The sequence below is a fragment of the Pelagicoccus sp. SDUM812005 genome, from assembly GCF_031127875.1.
Taxonomy (GTDB): domain Bacteria; phylum Verrucomicrobiota; class Verrucomicrobiia; order Opitutales; family Opitutaceae; genus Pelagicoccus.
On the sequence record NZ_JARXIA010000011.1, the window covers coordinates 108948 to 126291 of the forward strand.

Genomic DNA, 17344 nt, shown 5'->3' on the forward strand with positions numbered 1-17344 from the left:
CATCGATCGGCGGCCGTCTTGGCTGTCCGTTCGGCGATGCTTTGAGTGGAATAGGTGGTGTGTAGCGGCCTGCGCGGCGATCAAGTGAGCGAGATGAGCTCGTGCTTGATGGCGTAGCGGGTGAGGGCTGCCACGTCGTGCAGGTTGAGCTTGCGCATGATGTTCGTGCGGTGGTTGTCCACGGTGCGAACGGAGATGTTCAAGCGGGATGCGATCTCCTTGGTGGAGAACGACTCGGCCACGAGCTGCAGGATTTGCTTTTCGCGATCGGAAAGGGGGATTTCGCTGGAGGCGGCATCGGGGTTGAGGATGAGCGAGCGCATGACGCTGGCCATCTTCGGTCCGATGAAGGTGCCGCCGCCGGAGATGATATCGAGAGCCTTCTTGAACTCGTCGAATCCGTCCATCTTGTCGACGTATCCCTGGGCTCCGGCCGACAGCAGTTCGCGGATGTTCGCGGAGCTCGCTCTTCCGGAGAATACGAGGACTTTGACACCAGGTACGTGCAGGGTAAGGCCGCGCAGAACTTCCGTTCCGCTGAGTTCGGGGAGGCCGACGTCGAGGATAACGGTCTCGGGTTTTAGCTTAATACACCCTTGCAATCCTTCTTCTCCGGTCCCGAACGAGCCTACTATCTCATAGCCCGGAAGCATGGAGATGAACTCAGAGACCATTTCTCGGATTGCGGTTTGATCTTCAATTATTACGACGCTTTTCATTGTTAAGAGATTTTCCTTTTGCTCCTTTGGTTTACGGAGCTGGGAATCTTTTCTTAAGCGCCAATGCGCAGGATCCTTGGAGTGATAGGCTCTATGTCGGTGGGATTCTGCGGAGCGTGGAGTGGGGAGGATCTCCGCTTTGCCTCTGTAGAAGGGGAATTTAAGGAGGATTCCTCAGCGTGGGGAGGCCTAGGTAAAATTATTGGAAAAAGCGGACGGGCGGCGGGCTGGGGGAATTTTCTTAGCCGCGGAATCGCTTTTTCGCTAGGGCCCTTAGGGGCGGGAGGCGGCATGGCGGCGTGGCGGCACAAATAAAGGCGGGCCCCGGTTTCCCAGAGCCCGCCATCCTATTCCTGCACCACAAAATGTGAGGGGCGGTATTGCTACCTTATCTTCTTACTACCTAAAAAGTCGGCTTATCGAAGCAGGGTCTGCCACTGGCGTTCCTTGGCCTGGAAGGCGGCGGTGATGGCGCCGGTCGCAACGCGGGTCTTGTAGTCTTCGCCTACGCTGGTGACCTTGCAGCCTTCGAACCCTTCGTCGGAGAGGAGCTTCTGCAGGGCAGAGTCGAGTCCCTTGATCATGCTTCCGCCACCAGTGATGATGATGTTTTGCAGGAGGTCGGGGATGCTGTCGGGATCTGCTTTTACGATGAGGGTGCGAACGGCCTCGTAGATCTTCTTGAGCAAGGTGTCGCAGGCGGTGCCGACGGCGTCGGAAACTTCGAGCTGCTTGATCTTGCCGCTGATCATGACGGGGTGGGTCGCGTGCTGGGTGGAACCCTGCACGAAAGAGTGCTTTTCCTTGATCTCGCGGCACTTGGCGATGGAGATCTGGCTGTCTGGGTACTTGTTGAGGAGGGACTCCTGGATGGCCTCGTCGACAGCGTCGCCGGCGAAGGCGAAGGAGATCTGGTCTTCGGCGGACGGGTAGTAGCCTTGGATGAGGCAGACGTCGGTAGAGCCGGCGCCGATGTCCACGAAGAGGGAGTTGCAGACGGGGTCGACGTAGTCGGCCTTGACGAGCTGAGCTTCGTCGCGGCTGCCGAGGGCGGCGAGGAAGGGCTCGGGGATGAGGATGACCTTGTCGAAGATGCCGGTTACGGCGAGACGGGTGTTTTCGCGAGCCTCGGAGTCAGCGTTGGCTGGCATGCCGATGACGGCGCGGACTTCTGCGTCGGGCGAGATGCCGGCGGTTTCCTTGAGGTGCACGAGGAAGTCGCGGGCGGCGTCCATGTCGGCGATGATGCCGTCGCGGAGCGGTTGGATGAGGTTGAGGTGCAGCTTGTATTTAAGTGCGAGCTGACCGAAGAGGGCGGTCGCGTCGCCGGGGATGATGCCGGGGAGGATGCCTTCTGTAGTGTAGCCGACGATCGAGGGGATGAGCTCGGAGGCGACGACTTTTCCGGTGGTGGGCTTGGCGACTTGGACGCAGGTGGTGTTGGTGCCGAGGTCGAGCCCGACAAGAAGGAGTTCCTGTTCGGTTTCCTTCGCTTTGGTTTTCTTGGGAGCGGTTTTGGATGTTGTGATACTCATTTTTTGTGGTCGGTTAGATTTCGAGTTGTTGATGCAGGGGACGTATCGAGCGGAATTAGCCTTTCAGAATAGGATCTATTTGGGCGTCGTTCATTTCTTGCACGATGTCGTCGAGTGAGAGGATGGAGTCGGCGAGGATCTCGTTGTCGGCGCTTTGCAGGGCATCGATCATTTCGCTGACGTCTCCGAGCTTCACGCGGCGGTCGCCGGCTTGGAAGCCGAAGGAGGTGGGCTTTTTCTCGTCGCTGTAGGTGGGGCGCACCCAGGAGCCGGCGAGCTCTTCTTGGCGCTTGGCCTTCTGCTGCTCCAGCTTGGTGACGTAGAGGGAGCGGTACTTGGCGGCGATGCGTTCCTCGACTTGCGGGATGATGCGCTTGACGAGGGTTTCCTTGAAAAGTCTTTGCAGCTTCTGGCCTTGGTCGACGATGCTTTGCTCGCGTGTGAACATGTCGCGCAGGTCGGCCTTGGCGTCTTCCTTGAGTCCGGAGGGGAGCATTTGCATCCACTGCTTGATGAGCGGGGGGAGCTCCTCTTTGATGATGCGACGCGATTCCCACTCCTTGCCATCACGGTGGAGGATACAGGCGTGGCGGAAACGCGTTACTATGGCGTCCCAGCGCTCCTGCGCTCTTTCTGTCACTTTCATCGATGCGATCATAAGGTTTACGGCGCCAAACTTAGCTTTGGTCGCGCCAACTTATGTAAGTCGCTGAATGCCAGTGATAATCGCGTTTCAGGAAAAAATGTCCCTGTGGGAAATCGGCAGAAAGGTACCGCTTTTTCCGCAAGCCGGACCGTTTTTGCCTAGGGTCCGGCGGCTAGCTTGCCCTAGAGGAGCGCGGACGCTGGGGTGGCGCGCTCCCGCGGGGGAGCTGCGGCTACTCGAATTGGGAGCGGAAGGCGGCTAGCTCTTCGCGAAGGGCGGCGAGGGCCTCGCTTTGCTCGGAGACGGTGGCTTCTAGGGCGGCGATGCGGGCTTCGGCTTCGGCGGGAAGGGCCATGGCGACGTCGACTTTGACGGGAGCGCCGCTGGGGGCGGCTGCGGAGGAGAGGGCTTCGAGGTCGATAGGGCCGGAGAGCAGGTGGGCGAAGCGGGCGTCCTTTTTGCCCGGTTGGCGGGGGAGCTCTATTATTAGAGGAGTGGGGCGGGTCAGGAGTTGCTCGAGCTCGTCGCGCATGGCGTCGAGGTCCTCGAAGTGGCTCATGCGTTCGCAGCGGGTGCGGAGCTCGCCGGCGGTTTGCGGGCCGCGGAGTAGGAGCTCGGCGAGGATGGCGACTTGGGGATTGGGGAGCGGGTAATGGTTGTCGAGGCTGTGCTTGTACTTGGCGACGCGGGAGGCGGTCTGGGTGACGAGCAAGGCGAGGCGCTTGTGGCGGAGGGATTCGAGGCCGGCGGATGCGGCTTCGTCGTCGAGCTCGAGCACGGGGGCGCGGTTGCTCTTCTGGTTGCAGGCGTTGACGAGGCTGTTGAGGGTGAGGGGGTAGATGTCGGGGGTGGTGGCTTCCTTCTCGATGAGGCAGCCGAGGATGCGGGTTTCGACTAGGGAGAGGGGATCGTGGGGGAGTGGGTTTTCGTCGTTCATGGGTCTGGGGGCGCAGTGGCTCGTTGAGAAGAATTTTACTTAAATGATAAAACTGTAATGTTGCCGCAACCGAAGCGTAATCTTGGGCTGCTAGCTTCGGCAGGCTTATGGAAAGGGAATGGGTCGTGTGGGAGCGTTTATCTTTGGAAGGATCCGGCTCGAGGCGCAACAATGTTGCAAAGCCGTTAGTCTCTTAGCACTTTACACCGATTGAAGCTTCCGTTTGGAACTCTCGAGACAATCCCAAACCCCTAGAATCTGTATTATTTGTATGAAGAGGAAAAATAGTTTTCGCGGTAAGAAGTCCGGTTTCACCTTGATGGAAATCTTGTTGGTCCTGGGCTTGATCGGGCTTTTGGTTTCGGTGGTGGTCGTTAACGCGGGCGGAATCTTCGGCGACCAGAAGGTCAAGATGACCCAGATGAAGATCAAGGATTCGTTGAGCGTACCGCTTTTCAAGTACATGACGGATACGGGGAGCTACCCGACTACGGAGCAAGGCTTGCAGGCGCTTTGGACGAAGCCGGCGAACGACCGCGGACGTTGGCGCGGGCCGTACGTGAAGGATCAAGAGGCCTTGGTCGACGCGTGGCAGCGGGATTTCAAGTACCAGTATCCGGGCGTGAAGAACCAAGGCAGCTACGATTTGTATTCACTGGGTGAAGACGGGATCGAATCGGGCGACGACATTGGTAACTGGAAGTAAGCTGGGCTTCCGGGAGGAGGGCTTGCTGCAGAGGCTTGCATGAGGCATTTTTCAGGAGTCAGCCGAAGAGGCTTCACGCTGTTCGAGCTGCTGCTGGTGCTGGCCTTGATCGGACTTTTTTCGACGGTCTTCGTGCTCAATATCAACTCTCTCATGAAAGACGGGGAGATGGATACGCTGGAGCGCGAGTATTGGAGAGCGGTGGAGGCGGCCCGCACGAACGCTGTATTCAAGCAACAAGCGCACTACTTGGAGTGGGATCCGAAGGGGAACCGCTTTCTGGTGGTCTCGGGCGGGGCGGCGTTGGCCTTTCCCGTGGAAATCGAGTCGCCGGTGGAGCTGGACATCGAGGTACGTTTCGAGGAAGTCGCTCCGGAGAACAGCTACGTCTTGATCGCGGGGCAGCTCGTGCAGACGCGGGAGATCGCGAAGGCCGGCTTTTTCCCGGACGGTACGTGTTCGCCTTTCGAGGTTTCGATGAAGATCGGAGACTTCGAGACGCGTTTCCAGATGGATCCTTGGACGGGCGTGCAGCTCGTGAACCCGAACGAGAATGAGGCGGGGATCTAAGCGCGAGAGAAGGGAGTCCCGCTTCGGTCGGAGCGGCTTTACCTTGTTGGAGGTCTTGGTGGCTTTGGCACTGTTCTTCATGGCGGTTACTTATTTCTCCATGACCTACCTGAACACCTTGATGGCGATCGAGGGGACTCGTTTGAACCAAGGCTTGGAGCAGGACATGGCGGCGATTCGCCGGCAGGCTCTCTTGATCGCGGACGTGGAGGAGCTGGAGGAGGGCGGCGACGTGGTGACGGGCGAGCATGGATTGGCCCGTTGGACGGTGGAGTACGAGCCGACGCAGGTAGCGGATCTCTTTTTGGTAACGCTTTCGGTGGAGCTTGATCCGGTGGACGAGGAGAAGGGGGTACGGGAAGCTACGGAGCAGTTTTACCTGACGCGGCCCAGTTGGTCGGAGCCGACGGAGCGTGACGAACTGCGGGCGGCAACCAAGGAGCGGCTGTTGGAAAGGCAGCTGAACATCAAGCAATGAGGCGGCGCGGAAATCAGGCTGGCTTCACCTTGCTGGAGGTGCTTTTGGCGGTGGCCTTGGGGGCGATGATCATCGTTTCCATGACGAGCTTCCTGTTCAGCATGGCGGAGCTCTGGGGAGTGGGCTCGAACGAGCGTCTCTTCCAGAAGCATGCCCGCGGGGTTTCCCGTTTCATCGAGAACAGCTTCCAGAAGGCCAGCCACCGCTACAACGAAGCGGAGAACGGGAACGAGTCGCTGTTCTGGTTTAACTGGGAGGGCGACGATACGACGCGCGAATCGTTTTTGAGCTTCGAGCTGAAGGAGAGCCCGGGAGCTTTGATCTGGCCGGAGAATCCGTTGCCGCACGTCGTGTGCTCGCTGCAGTTCGACCCAGACGAAGGCTTGTTCTTGCTTTGGCGTTCCCGCTTGGAGGAGGTCTTTGCGGACGATCCGCCGCGCCGCACCTTGATTTCGCCCTTCGTGAAGGAGGTCGAGTATCATTATATCAACTACGAAGAAGAGAATCCAGAGTGGGAGATCGAGACGACTCCCCTGCAGGAGGCGGACGATTCCTACCTGATGCCGGAGCGGATCGTCTTGAAGTTTCGTTTCAAGGGTGAAGAGGTGACGCGCCAGCTGATCTTGCCTAAGATAATGGAAGGGACGCCGATCTTATGAAGGGGGCATTTCCAAGAAAGAGGCAGGGGTCGATCCTGCTGCTGGTACTGGTGCTGATCGTGGTGGTTTCCTTTGCCCTGACCATGTTTATCGAAAAGGCCCAAGTGGAGATCAAGGGCGAGGGCTACTACGTGAAGCGGGCCGAGCTGCGCAAGGAGGCCTGGTCGATGATGGAAGTAGCGGTCGCGGTGTTGGCGGACGTGAAGGCGATCGACACTGCGCTCTACTCTCCTTCGCAAGGGTGGGGAGATCCGCTAGAGTACGCGAACGTTTCGCCGCGCGAGGGCTTGGATGTTCGCTTCGAATTCATAGACGAGAGCGGTAAGGTAAATATCAATACATTGGATCGCGATTCCTTGATCCTGCTGTTCGACGAGCTTGGTTTCGATCTGGAGATTTCGTCGCGCTTGAGCGATGTCTTGCTGGACTGGATCGATGGCGATGACGAGACGCGGATCGAGGGAGCGGAGTCGCGGGAGTACAGTTCGCTGGAACTGGACGTGCGTCCTGCGAACCAGGAGCTGAAGTCCTTGGACGAGCTGCGCTACCTTTTTGGCTTTCAGGAATTGTTCTTCGACGAGAGCGGAGCGCCTTTGCCGGTGTTTCGGCAGCTTGAGCAAGCGGTGAGCATCTACGAGGTGACTTCCTTGAACGTGAACGCGGCGTCCTCGCTGGCCTTGCGGGCGATCGCGGACTTGGACGAGTTCGACAAGCAGGCGATCGACGAGTTCTTGAAGGGCTTCGACGGACAGCTCGGAACGAGCGACGACAACTATTTCGCCACCGCTGACGACGTCGCGGCGGTGTTGGTCGACATTCCCGAGGGCGCTCCGCTGGGCTTCCAGATTTCGGTGCTGACGATCAAGGTGACCGTCAGCGAGGGTGGTTACCAGTTCACGCTGATTGGAACCTTGAGCGTGGATACGGAAGCGCCAGCTTTGGAACAAAGTGGTGGGAACCTTAGCTATCCTTTTCTTTTCCTCGATTTGAGGGAACAGCCGGGCTCTAATAATGCTCGACCCTTATAACATTTGCCTAGAGATTTTCGCCAGTCGTGTCTTTCCCCTCAAAATTTAAACCCAAAGCCCAAGCGTATGAGCTAGACGCCTTTATGGCGCCGGCTCATTGGTTTTTCTGCCGCCGCATCGAGATCCCGTCCGATTTGGAAAAGGGAGAAGAGGAGGGCTTCGCCCTTTTGGAGCTGGAAAACGTGTCGCCGTTTCCTTTGGACCACCTGCATTACGGTTTCCGTTTGGACAAGGCAGGGCGGTACGCTTTCGTGTTCGCGGCCTACAAGCGTCGCTTCGAGAAGGTCGACCAAGCGGCTTGGAAGCGCGGGGACGCGGTGCTGCCGGATTTCTTGTTGGGCTTGCATGCGAACGCGAAGGGCGAAGACGGTTTGGCGCTGGTGACGGAGAAGTCGTTCGCGGCGTTTTCCTACGACGAAAAGTCGGAGCTGCCGGCCGCGTTTTACGCGGAAGCGAGGGAGTTCGACGGGCCGGACGGTGAAGAAGCGCCGTCGGTGAAGAGCCAGCTCAACCGTTTCGAGTCGATTGCGAAGAGCCGGCTAGGCGTTTCCCGTTTCCGTATTTGGTACGCCAATACGGAGGCGAAATGGGTGGGGCCAACTGCTTGGTTCGGAGCGGTGGATTCCAGCGAGTCGCCGGTGGCGAAGGTGGATTTCAGCCGCTCGCAGCTTTGGAAGGCGGACCTGCGCGATCCGGAGCAAATCGAGCAAGCCCAGAAGACGGAGCGGCAGAACGCTCTCCTGTGGAAGGGTGTGGGAGGCTTGGCGGCGTTGATAGCGATCATCGTGCTGGGCGAGGTGTACTGGGGCCTGAGTTCGGCTTACCTTTCCTACCGCAATTCCGAGATCGCGGAGCGAGCGCCGCTGGTGGAGGAAATCCAGGGCTTGCAAGTGACCAGCAATACCTTGCGCGACTTTTTGGAGTCGGACCTGAAGCCCTTTGACATGATCGAGGCCTTGCTGCCGTTGCAGCAGCACCCGAACATCATTTATCGCAAGTTCGAAACGGAGGGGCCCGACGTCTTGGTTATCGATGCGAAGGCAGCGAACCAAACGCAAGTGACGGAGTTCAAGAAGCGTCTCGATCGCTTCGACAAGATCGAATCGGTCGAGCTGTCTAAGCAGGTGAACAAGCCGACTGGTTCCACTTTTACGGCTACGATTCGCTTCAAGTTTGGAGCGTTCTATCAACTGGCAGGAGGAACTCAGTAATGGCTAGAAGCGATACAAGTTTCGCGGCGCGGCTGTCCGTTTTTTTGGTTAAGGCTCGCCGAGCTTTCTTCAAGATGACCATGCGCGAGAAGGTGCTGGCTCTGTTGTTCGCGTTCGCCCTGGCCTTGGTGTGGGGCTCGTGGCAGCTCGACCGCCAATCCCTGCTAAAGGACAAGCATTGGGATGCGAGCGTGGTCGAAACGAGCCAGCAGAATTGGTTGGACGAAGAAATGCGGCATCGAGGAACGTACGAGTCGCAGAAGGCTGAGATCGATCTCGGTAGCCTGCCGACGCGAGACGAAGTGAGCGGGCAGATCGACTCTTTGGTGCGCCGCGCTGGCTTTTCCACCTTCGATTTTCCGCCGCCGCGCACGGAGGTCGGAGCGGAGATGAACTTTCACACCTTTCAACTCGTCGTCCAGAAGGCGACGTATTCAAAAATCAAGAACTTCACGAAAACGATAAAGGCCGAATTGCCGTACCTGAGTCTGGAGCGTGTGGTGATACAGGCTCAGGAGAGGGATGACGACTTCCTCAATGTCCGCTACGTTTTTAAGTCTATCGAATATACGAAATGAGTATTTGGGTGAACAAGACAATCACCGCGGTCCTGTCGATCGCCTGCGCCTTGGGGGCAGCCTTTCAATTGAACGCTCAGGACCAGGACCTGTTGCGGGTCATCCCGAATCCGGACGAGAAGGTCGCCAACTACAAGGTGGTGGACCAGGAGTTGGAAGGGACGCTCGAGATCTTGTCGGAGATGACGGGGCGGGCGATTTTGCGTCCACAAGCTTTGCCGACTCCTAAGATCACCTTCGACAGCGGCGGCCAAATCACGGTGGGCGAATTGACCTTGGCTTTGGAGAGTTTGCTGAGCCTTAACGGCATCGGCATTTCTCCGTTGGGCGAGCGATTCCTGAAGGTCGTGCCCTTGAGCGAAATCCGCACCCAGGCCCCTGAGCTCGTGGTGGAAAGTCTCGCCGAGCGGCCAGCCAGCGGCAAGGTCGTGAGCAAGCTCTTCCGTCTCCAACATTTGGATTCGCAAACCTTTCAGCAGCAGATCCAGCAGTTCCTGAGCCCGGGGTTTAGTTCGATCATCCCGTTCCAGAATTCCAATGCGGTGATCGTGACGGATACGATCAGCAACCTACAGCGCCTCGAGTACGTGGTGAGCGAGGTCGACAAGCCGTCGCGCCTGAACATCGAACCTGCGTTTTATACCTTGCAGTTCGCGCAGGCGAGCGAGGTCGCCCAGCAGGTCCAGCAGATGATCGAGGACGCTCGCAGCCGTTTCGGAGATCAGACGAATGCCAACACCGGCCGTCCCAACGGCGGCAGGCGCAACAACCCTGAAGGCGAGGGACCCGGTCCGGTCGCGGCAGAGGGGAATTCGATCAGCCAGATCCTCTTCGGATCGAACACTGCGATTTCGGCCGATGATCGCACCAACCAGATCATCATCATGACGGCCCCGAGCAACTTGAAGTTCTTCGAGGACATCATCCAGAAGCTCGACATCAAGGCGGACCCGTCCACCCGTATGGAAGTGATCGCGCTCAAGCATGCGGACGCGACCGAGGTCGCGTCGTTGCTGAGCCAATTCGTTTCCGGCAAGTCCAATAGCGATAGCAACGACCGGACAAACAGTAATGCTGACGCGAATACGCGAAACAATCGCCGAACGGGCGCGGGAAATCCTACCTTCTCCAACAACAACGACGCTACCCCGGCCAACAACGTTGCCCGGAACAATAATCAGGCAAATTCAACCGCTACCTCCGGCGAAGAGCGCGATAGCCAGTTCAGCACCTTCATGACGATCCTTGCGGACGAGCGCAGCAACGCGTTGGTGATTTCCGGAACGCGCAACGATTTGGAGCTGATGAGCGCTTTGGTAGGCAAGATAGACGTATTGCTCCCGCAAGTACGCATCGAGGTAATCATTGCAGAGGTTAACCTCAACGAGTCGCGCGGTCTGAATCGAGGCATGGATGCCTTTAGCTTGAACTACGAGGAGCAGGCGGATGGATCAGGCAATGTTGAGGTTCCGGGGATCAATATTCTCGGACTCGGCGTTGGAGGTACCTTCAACTACGACGACGGGGTCATTTCAAACCTCTCCCTCAGCGCGATCTTGGATCAAGCCCGTACGGATTCCGACGTGCAGCTGCTATCGGTTCCGACTTTGGTTACGACCCACAACAAGGAAGCTAAGATCATCGAGGCCGTTTCCTATCCGATCATCACGAGTTCCCAGAACTCTTCGATCTCCGATACGTTTAGGCAGTCCGTGCAGTACCAAAATATCGGTATTGAAATGGTGGTGACGCCTCTGATCGGTCCGAACGACGTTATCCAGCTAGAGATCGACCAAACGATCGACGATATTTCGGGAAGCGTGACGATTGGTGGAAACGAGCAGCCAATCATCAGCAAGCGCCAAGCGACTTCTTACGTGAGCGTTTCCAATGGCGAGATGGTGGTCCTTGGCGGGCTGCAAAAGAACAAGCTCGATACGGATCGCACCCGCGCGAATTTGCTGGGCGAGATCCCGCTGCTCGGGAAGCTTTTCCGTACTAAGACGAAGGAGAGCACCAAGAGCGAGTTGATGGTATTCCTTCGCCCGCAGGTTATTCGCACCACGGACGACGTGAATGCGGATGCGATGAAGAAGCTGCGCGAACTCGAGGGCGCGCGTGCCATTCAGGAGTTTTTGGAAACAGGCAATATCGATGTGACCCAGCCTCGCGCTGAACCGGGCGAGGCTCGTTCCGCGAAGTCTAAGGGTAACTAAAAACGGGAGGGATTGGCATGATCGGGAAAATGATAATCGGCTGGGCCCTGTTGGCTGCAACGGTAGCTACCGCCCAGGTAGCGGACGGCGAGGCTACCGACATTAACCCGTTCGGAACGCCAGCGCCTCAGGTGAATACGGGACCGGTTGTCGAGAACGTGGCACCTTCCTCGCTCGACCAATTTCAGTTCAATGGGCTGATGGTCATGAACGGAAAGGTTCGTATCAGTTTGTTCGATGCGAAGGAGAACAAGAGTTTTTGGATACGCCAAGGTCAGCTTGGAGAATACGGTATAAGCTTTCAGCGTTTCGACGAAGAGAACGAGACGGTGGTCATTTCCCAAGGCGGAGTGACTAAGAAGCTTTCGCTCAACAAGGTTAAAATCGAACCGTTGAAGATTTCGGCCCCGCGCAATACGATTGCCATGCCGTCGCCGCCCACGCCGGGAAGCGTGACGCGGGCGACTCCGGGGAACCGGGTCGAAACGGATGAAGAAGCGCGTGAGCGCATCCAGCGAGTGGCGGAGGAGATTCGCCGCCGTCGAGCGGAGCGCCGCCAGCAGCTAGAGAATCGCAACAATGGAGGCTCGAACTGAGAGCAGGTATGCAGATTGTCGATACAGCATTTGAAGATCGCTTCGAGTTGACGGAAGAGCAGCGGGCGGAGATCGCGGAAGCGAGGCGCGGCGAACGGCTGGAGCGGATCGCTCGCTATGCGGGCCGTAGCTTGAACGAGTTAGTAGGGGAGCTGGCGGAGTTTTGCGGCTTCGAGCAAGTGGAGCCCAGTCGCTTCGATTTGAAGGCCTTGCAACGGGTTCCGCTGCGCATCTTGCACGAGTTTCACTGCGTACCGATCGGGCCGGTCGACGAGGAGGACGAAGCTCCGCCGTTTACGTTGGCTACAAGTTGGCCGATCAGCGACGAGATGGACGACTGGGTGTACGCTGCTTGCGGCGAACGTCCAGTTTGGGTCGTTGCCCACCCGGAGCGTATTTCAAATTTCATTACGCAAAATTTAGGCGTCGGCGCGGAGAGCTTGGACGATTCCTTCGATTTGGAAGCGGAGCTTGCCATCGAGCAGGTCGAAGAGGAGGAGGACGAGGACGCGGCGATTATCCGTTTCGTGAACGAGGTCTTCAACCAGGCGATCTCTGGGGGCGCTACAGATATTCACTTCGAACCGATGGAAGACCACTTGCGAATCCGCTATCGGATCGATGGCTTGCTGGTCCCTGTTCCTGTACCCGAAAACCTGAGACGCTTCCAAGACGCGATCGTGTCGCGCCTGAAAATCATGGCGAAGCTGAACATTTCGGAGCGGCGCTTGCCTCAGGACGGTCGCATCAACCATCGGGTCGGTTCTACGACTTTGGACATTCGCCTTTCCACGATGCCGGTCATGTACGGCGAGAGCATCAGTTTGCGTCTGCTCAACAAGAAGGACAAGCCGCTTAGCTTGGCCCAGCTCGGCATGTCGGAGCGGGATTCAGAGGTCGTGAACCGAGTGTTGAATTTGCCGCACGGGATTATCCTGGTCACTGGCCCGACGGGCTCGGGTAAGTCGACATCCTTGAACGCCTTTATTCGCTCCATCAATTCGGACGATCGTCGCATCATCACGGTTGAGGATCCGATCGAGTACGAGGTTGCGGGAGTGAACCAGATCCAAGTGAAGCCCGACATCGGCTTTGGCTTCGCGGAGGCCTTGCGGCACGTGCTGCGTCAGGATCCGAACGTGATCATGGTCGGGGAAATCCGAGACCGGGAAACGGCGGACATCGCGGTGCAAGCGTCGCTCACCGGTCACCTGGTTTTTTCCACCTTGCATACGAACGACTCGGCGGGGGCGATCACTCGATTGATCGATATGGGAGTGGAGCCGTTCCTGATTGCTTCCAGTGTGGAGATGGTCATCGCCCAGCGCTTGCTGCGTCGCGCTTGCCCGAGCTGCATGGGCATGCGGGCGGCGGAACCGCAGGAAGTCGAGGATGCCTTGCGAGTGCTGGACCTGAACCCGGATTTGGCGGAGGGAGTTTTGCAGTTGCCTGAAAGTTGCGGTTGCGAGACGTGTCGAGGGATTGGATACAAGGGGCGTATCGGCATTTATGAAATTTTGCGGGTAACGGAAAAGATGCACGATCCGATCGTGCGTCGCGAGGCTGCCCCGGTGATTCGTCAGCTCGGTTTGCAGGCGGGGATGGTTTCGCTTGGCAAGTCCGGCTGGAATTTGGTGAACCGCAAGCTCACGACTTTGGAAGAGGTGGTGCGTACGATCTCCGTGAAGGAAGGCGAGTGACGAGAGCTAGGCGGAGCCCGAAAAGCGATATGAGGATTTTGAATACAAACAGGGGTAGGGGCGTGTCGAAGGCAGCTACGCTTTTCGCCGTTCACTCTTCACTCTTTTAGCACGGTGCCGGTTTTCAAGTACAGTGCAAGGGATGCCTCGGGGGCGTCGACGCGAGGCGAGGTGGAAGCGGTTTCGCGCAAGCTCGCGGTGCGCAAGTTGAGCGCTCAGGGGCTGAAGCCCATTTCTGTAGCGGAGAGCGGATCGAAGCTGGCGGGAGCGAAGAAGTCGGAAGGCTTGAGTCTCTCGTTTCTCACCAAGTCTGGGAAGTCCGGCAAGCTCGACGGGAATGTGACGCTGCCGTTTCTCTCGGCCCTGAAGGAGTTGCTGGCCTGCGGCGTGCAAGCGGGGGATGCCTTGCAGTTGATGAGCGCCCGCTTGAACGATCCCTCGCAAAAGCGCTTGGCGAACGTGCTGTGGGATGATGTGCGGCAGGGGCGTTCCTTGTCGGAAGCGTGTCGCAAGCAAACGCAGGTTTTCGACGACAGCATGGTGAGTTTGATCGAAGCTGGCGAAGCGACGGGTAACTTGAACAACGTGCTGGGTCGCTTGGTGGCGAACCTGGAAGAGGCGAAGGCGATCAAGGGTAAGCTGAGCGCGGCGATGGCGTATCCATCTTTCTTGATAGTGGTGGCCTTTGGCTTGGTGCTGCTGTTCTTGTTTTTCCTGCTGCCGCAGATCGAAGGTTTGCTGGCTTCTTTGGGCGGCGATTTGCCGCTGTCGACGAAGGTGCTGATTGGCTTGGCGGACTTTGCTTTGAGCTATGGTTGGTTGATCGTGATCGCGGGCTTGTTCGGGGTGACGGCTCTCTTGTCTTGGAGGCGAACGAAGGCAGGTCGTCTGCGCTTCGACGATATTATCTTAGGATTGCCCTTGCTGGGGCACTTTTTGCGCGATGTGCAGGTGCTGCGCATGGTGCAGGTGCTGTCGCTGCTTTTGGAAAACGGGATTACCATGGTGCAGTCCTTGCAGATGTCGGAACGCTCCTTGACGAACCATGCGATGCGGAAGCGTTTCGTGGAAGCTCGCGGGAAGGTGACGGAAGGGTCTTCGCTATCGAGCGCCTTCAAGGGCACGGGCTACTTGGACGGGATGGCCTTGGACATTTTCACCGTGGGAGAAAACACCGGTAACGTGGTGCCGGGCTTGAAGCAACTTTCGCGTCAGTATTCAGAACGTGTAGACAAGGCGATCAAGTCGTTCATCGGCGTGGTGTCGATCGGGGTGTTGATCTTCGTCTTCTTGTTCGTGGGGCTGGTGGCGCTGGGAATCATTTCGGCGGTCTTCCAGTTGAGCGGCAGTTTGTCGGGTTAGCGGGTCAGGGCTGAGCGTGGCGGGGATTCCGGCGGCTTCGTTAAAGTTGTAGTTGAAGCGTTGGGTCAAAGTCGCCTATCTGGGACTTTTCCTTGATGAGCCCCAACATTCAAATCGCGACCCGGTTCCTGTTAGCCAAGAAGCGCTCCATGCTGATGAGCTTGTGCGGCATCGCTTTCGGGGTGGGCTTCTTCATCGTAACGCAGGCGCAGCTCAGTGGCTTCGAGGAGTTTTTCATCCGGACGATTTTGGGCACGGACGGGGCGATCCGCATCGAAGACAAGTTCCAGGCGACCTTGGCTCAGATGGAGGCGGCTTCCAGCACGCGTACGGATTCCAAGTTTTTCGTAGCGGACCGCGGCAACCGCCGGTACGTGGAGGGCGTCGAGTATCCGGAAAAGATTATCGACGCCTTGCAGAGCATTCCGAATGTGGCGGCGACTTCCTCGGTCTTGAAAGGGCGAGTGGAGGTGCAAAGTCCTTTGCGCATGGAGTCGGCCCAGGTTTACGGCATCGTGCTGAACGACCACCTCGCGGTTTCGGACCTGGAGGACCAGCTGGTGTTCGGGAGCATCGAGGAGTTTCGGCGGGCTCCCACTGGGATTTTGATTGGGCGAAAGCTCTCGGATCGCCTGCAAGCTCGAGTGGGCGACTCTATTATAATAGAAAGCCGCGGGGAGCAGAGCCGCTATCGGGTGAGCGGGGTCTATGAAACGGGAGTTTCCGATATCGATCGGGTTCGCGTTTTCATGCACTTGGACCAGGCCCGCTCCTTGCTGCGGCGTCCGCACGGCGTGACCTTCATCCAAGTCAGCGTCTTCGACCGGGATCGGGCGGAGTACGATGCCTTGGTGATCGAAAACTTGGTGCAGCACGCGGCGGCTCCCTGGCAGGATCGGGAAAAGGTTTGGCTAGACGTCTTCAAGGCGCTGCAGGTTTCGGCGGTGATTACGGTTTCGACGATTATCCTGATCTCCGGCTTGGGCATGTTTAACACGCTGGTGATGATCGTGATGGAAAAGACGCGGGAGATCGCGATCTTGCGCTCCATGGGCTACAGCCGATCGGACATTTCGGCCATTTTCCTGTGGCAGGGCGGCATTGTCTTGGTGTTCGGCGTATTTCTTGGTTTTGCGCTCGGAGCGGGCGTGACCTATGGCGTCTCTCACTTGCCGCTGCGGGTGCGGGGGATCTTCTCGACCGATAGCTATGTGGTGGAGTGGTCCGCGATGCATTATTTTTGGGCGGCGGTGACGGCGATCGTTATCGTTTTGTTCGCCAGTCTGGCTCCGGCGCGGCGGGCAGCTCGCTTGGTGCCGGGGGATGTCATTCGGGGGACTGCCTCATGAGCGCTCGTTCCGATCAGGCGAAGGTCGCCATGTCGTGTCGCGGCCTGCACAAGCATTTGGGGGAGGGGGAGGCCCGCGTGCATGTTTTGAAAGGGGTCGATCTCGAGTTGAACCGCGGCGAGATCTCCGCGGTGGTCGGACCCTCCGGCTGCGGCAAGAGTACGCTCCTATACTTGCTCGGATTGCTGGACCGCCAGGACGAGGGCGAGATTTTGGTCGGCGGGGAAGCGGTTCCGCTCGATCGGGACGGTGCCCATACCCGGCTTCGCTGCGAGCACATCGGTTTCGTTTTCCAGTTTCACTTCCTCTTGCCGGAGTTCTCCGCCCTCGAAAACGTCATCCTGCCGATGCGCAAGCTTGGGAAATTAAGCGAAGACGAGATGGGGGAGCGGGCGAAGGAGCTGCTGGAGCAGGTCGGCTTGGGCGACAAAACCCACCGCCGTCCCTCCCAACTTTCGGGCGGCGAGCAGCAGCGGGTGGCGATCGCGCGCTCGCTCGCGAACCGGCCGAGCGTCCTTTTGGCGGACGAGCCGACGGGAAATCTCGACCTGAAAAACTCGATGATGGTGTTCGATCTACTGACCCGCCTTGCCAAGGAGTACCAGCAAGCGGTGCTCATCGTGACCCACAATCCCGAGCTGGCGGGGCGTTGCGACCGAATCCTGCGCATGGAGGACGGGCTTTTCGTCCAGTGATTTGCATGTACGCCGCTCATGGCTATTAGAAGTGGGATTAATAAACTGTACCTCTGCTAATAACCCCTTGCAGGCGCTCTAAAGTGTCCAACATTTTATTTGCCTTTCGATTGGCGGCTCTTTCACTGCCGTTTCCTCTAAAGCCTAACCTTCTGCTCAGTGAGTTCCGAAAATTCCCGCAAATCATTTCTACTTGCGATCGCTGCCGTCGTGGCTGGCGTCGTCGCATTGCCTAAGCTGCTAGCTCGTAGCAAGGCGAAGGGTAATCCTTCGAATGCTTCTACTATAAAGCTGCGCCAAGACCCTCGGTCGGTAAACCGAGAGGATTCGCGCTTCGCCTAACTGCTACTTCCCTGACA

General features: G+C 57.9%; 17 protein-coding genes. 13 read left to right on the forward strand and 4 right to left on the reverse strand.

The window, feature by feature from the left end; all coding sequences use genetic code 11:
* Window positions 1-80: 80 nt before the first annotated feature.
* From QEH57_RS14100 to QEH57_RS14115, 4 genes are all read right to left on the reverse strand, one after another.
* Window positions 81-674 (reverse strand): response regulator transcription factor, encoded by a 594-nt coding sequence (locus tag QEH57_RS14100; protein WP_343224779.1) that lies wholly within the window; start codon window positions 672-674, stop codon window positions 81-83.
* 461 nt (window positions 675-1135) lie between these two features.
* Window positions 1136-2254, reverse strand: a complete 1119-nt coding sequence (locus QEH57_RS14105; RefSeq protein ID WP_309007392.1) for a rod shape-determining protein — start codon at window positions 2252-2254, stop codon at window positions 1136-1138.
* A gap of 55 nt (window positions 2255-2309) precedes the next feature.
* Complete coding sequence (locus tag QEH57_RS14110; RefSeq protein WP_309007393.1) at window positions 2310-2900, reverse strand: hypothetical protein; 591 nt, start codon at window positions 2898-2900, stop codon at window positions 2310-2312.
* 232 nt (window positions 2901-3132) lie between these two features.
* Entirely contained in the window at window positions 3133-3837 is a 705-nt protein-coding gene (locus QEH57_RS14115) for a DUF480 domain-containing protein (RefSeq protein ID WP_309007394.1), read from the reverse strand.
* Between the two features lie 271 nt (window positions 3838-4108).
* Here QEH57_RS14115 and gspG point away from each other — a divergent pair, with 271 nt between their 5' ends.
* The 13 genes from gspG to QEH57_RS14180 all read left to right on the forward strand — a co-directional run bounded on the left by gspG (window position 4109) and on the right by QEH57_RS14180 (window position 16985).
* Window positions 4109-4543, forward strand: a complete 435-nt coding sequence (gene gspG, locus QEH57_RS14120) for a type II secretion system major pseudopilin GspG (RefSeq protein ID WP_309007395.1) — start codon at window positions 4109-4111, stop codon at window positions 4541-4543.
* Between the two features lie 39 nt (window positions 4544-4582).
* The gene (locus QEH57_RS14125; protein WP_309007396.1) at window positions 4583-5113 is read left to right on the forward strand and encodes a prepilin-type N-terminal cleavage/methylation domain-containing protein; all 531 of its coding nucleotides are present in this window, start codon (window positions 4583-4585) and stop codon (window positions 5111-5113) included.
* Window positions 5097-5591, forward strand: coding sequence for a prepilin-type N-terminal cleavage/methylation domain-containing protein (locus tag QEH57_RS14130; protein WP_309007397.1), 495 nt, complete (start codon window positions 5097-5099; stop codon window positions 5589-5591). The genes QEH57_RS14125 and QEH57_RS14130 overlap by 17 nt, the downstream gene beginning before the upstream one ends.
* Complete coding sequence (locus QEH57_RS14135; RefSeq protein WP_309007398.1) at window positions 5588-6250, forward strand: prepilin-type N-terminal cleavage/methylation domain-containing protein; 663 nt, start codon at window positions 5588-5590, stop codon at window positions 6248-6250. The genes QEH57_RS14130 and QEH57_RS14135 overlap by 4 nt, the downstream gene beginning before the upstream one ends.
* The gene (locus QEH57_RS14140) at window positions 6247-7278 is read left to right on the forward strand and encodes a type II secretion system protein GspK (protein WP_309007399.1); all 1032 of its coding nucleotides are present in this window, start codon (window positions 6247-6249) and stop codon (window positions 7276-7278) included. The genes QEH57_RS14135 and QEH57_RS14140 overlap by 4 nt, the downstream gene beginning before the upstream one ends.
* An 83-nt stretch (window positions 7279-7361) precedes the next feature.
* On the forward strand, window positions 7362-8489 hold the full coding sequence (locus QEH57_RS14145; protein ID WP_309007400.1) for a hypothetical protein: 1128 nt from the start codon (window positions 7362-7364) through the stop codon (window positions 8487-8489).
* Window positions 8489-9067: a hypothetical protein gene (locus QEH57_RS14150; protein ID WP_309007401.1), complete on the forward strand. Its 579-nt coding sequence runs from the start codon at window positions 8489-8491 to the stop codon at window positions 9065-9067. Before QEH57_RS14145 ends, QEH57_RS14150 begins: the two co-directional genes overlap by 1 nt.
* Before the next feature lie 8 nt (window positions 9068-9075).
* Complete coding sequence (locus QEH57_RS14155) at window positions 9076-11283, forward strand: secretin N-terminal domain-containing protein (protein WP_309007402.1); 2208 nt, start codon at window positions 9076-9078, stop codon at window positions 11281-11283.
* Window positions 11284-11300: 17 nt separating this feature from the next.
* Complete coding sequence (locus QEH57_RS14160; RefSeq protein ID WP_309007403.1) at window positions 11301-11879, forward strand: hypothetical protein; 579 nt, start codon at window positions 11301-11303, stop codon at window positions 11877-11879.
* Between the two features lie 8 nt (window positions 11880-11887).
* Complete coding sequence (locus tag QEH57_RS14165; RefSeq protein WP_309007404.1) at window positions 11888-13579, forward strand: GspE/PulE family protein; 1692 nt, start codon at window positions 11888-11890, stop codon at window positions 13577-13579.
* 114 nt (window positions 13580-13693) lie between these two features.
* Window positions 13694-14941: a type II secretion system F family protein gene (locus QEH57_RS14170; protein ID WP_309007405.1), complete on the forward strand. Its 1248-nt coding sequence runs from the start codon at window positions 13694-13696 to the stop codon at window positions 14939-14941.
* A 95-nt stretch (window positions 14942-15036) separates the two neighbouring features.
* Window positions 15037-16290 (forward strand): FtsX-like permease family protein, encoded by a 1254-nt coding sequence (locus QEH57_RS14175; RefSeq protein WP_309007406.1) that lies wholly within the window; start codon window positions 15037-15039, stop codon window positions 16288-16290.
* Window positions 16287-16985: an ABC transporter ATP-binding protein gene (locus QEH57_RS14180; RefSeq protein ID WP_309007407.1), complete on the forward strand. Its 699-nt coding sequence runs from the start codon at window positions 16287-16289 to the stop codon at window positions 16983-16985. Before QEH57_RS14175 ends, QEH57_RS14180 begins: the two co-directional genes overlap by 4 nt.
* Window positions 16986-17344: the final 359 nt, after the last annotated feature.

What these genes read in the sequence shown, in the direction of transcription:
- QEH57_RS14100 (WP_343224779.1), bottom strand. Translation starts at nt 674, where the DNA reads ATGGTCTCTGAGTTCATCTCCATGCTTCCGGGCTATGAGATAGTAGGC.
- QEH57_RS14105 (WP_309007392.1), bottom strand. Translation starts at nt 2,254, where the DNA reads ATGAGTATCACAACATCCAAAACCGCTCCCAAGAAAACCAAAGCGAAG.
- QEH57_RS14110 (WP_309007393.1), bottom strand. Translation starts at nt 2,900, where the DNA reads ATGAAAGTGACAGAAAGAGCGCAGGAGCGCTGGGACGCCATAGTAACG.
- QEH57_RS14115 (WP_309007394.1), bottom strand. Translation starts at nt 3,837, where the DNA reads ATGAACGACGAAAACCCACTCCCCCACGATCCCCTCTCCCTAGTCGAA.
- gspG (WP_309007395.1), top strand. Translation starts at nt 4,109, where the DNA reads ATGAAGAGGAAAAATAGTTTTCGCGGTAAGAAGTCCGGTTTCACCTTG.
- QEH57_RS14125 (WP_309007396.1), top strand. Translation starts at nt 4,583, where the DNA reads ATGAGGCATTTTTCAGGAGTCAGCCGAAGAGGCTTCACGCTGTTCGAG.
- QEH57_RS14130 (WP_309007397.1), top strand. Translation starts at nt 5,097, where the DNA reads ATGAGGCGGGGATCTAAGCGCGAGAGAAGGGAGTCCCGCTTCGGTCGG.
- QEH57_RS14135 (WP_309007398.1), top strand. Translation starts at nt 5,588, where the DNA reads ATGAGGCGGCGCGGAAATCAGGCTGGCTTCACCTTGCTGGAGGTGCTT.
- QEH57_RS14140 (WP_309007399.1), top strand. Translation starts at nt 6,247, where the DNA reads ATGAAGGGGGCATTTCCAAGAAAGAGGCAGGGGTCGATCCTGCTGCTG.
- QEH57_RS14145 (WP_309007400.1), top strand. Translation starts at nt 7,362, where the DNA reads ATGGCGCCGGCTCATTGGTTTTTCTGCCGCCGCATCGAGATCCCGTCC.
- QEH57_RS14150 (WP_309007401.1), top strand. Translation starts at nt 8,489, where the DNA reads ATGGCTAGAAGCGATACAAGTTTCGCGGCGCGGCTGTCCGTTTTTTTG.
- QEH57_RS14160 (WP_309007403.1), top strand. Translation starts at nt 11,301, where the DNA reads ATGATCGGGAAAATGATAATCGGCTGGGCCCTGTTGGCTGCAACGGTA.
- QEH57_RS14165 (WP_309007404.1), top strand. Translation starts at nt 11,888, where the DNA reads ATGCAGATTGTCGATACAGCATTTGAAGATCGCTTCGAGTTGACGGAA.
- QEH57_RS14175 (WP_309007406.1), top strand. Translation starts at nt 15,037, where the DNA reads ATGAGCCCCAACATTCAAATCGCGACCCGGTTCCTGTTAGCCAAGAAG.
- QEH57_RS14180 (WP_309007407.1), top strand. Translation starts at nt 16,287, where the DNA reads ATGAGCGCTCGTTCCGATCAGGCGAAGGTCGCCATGTCGTGTCGCGGC.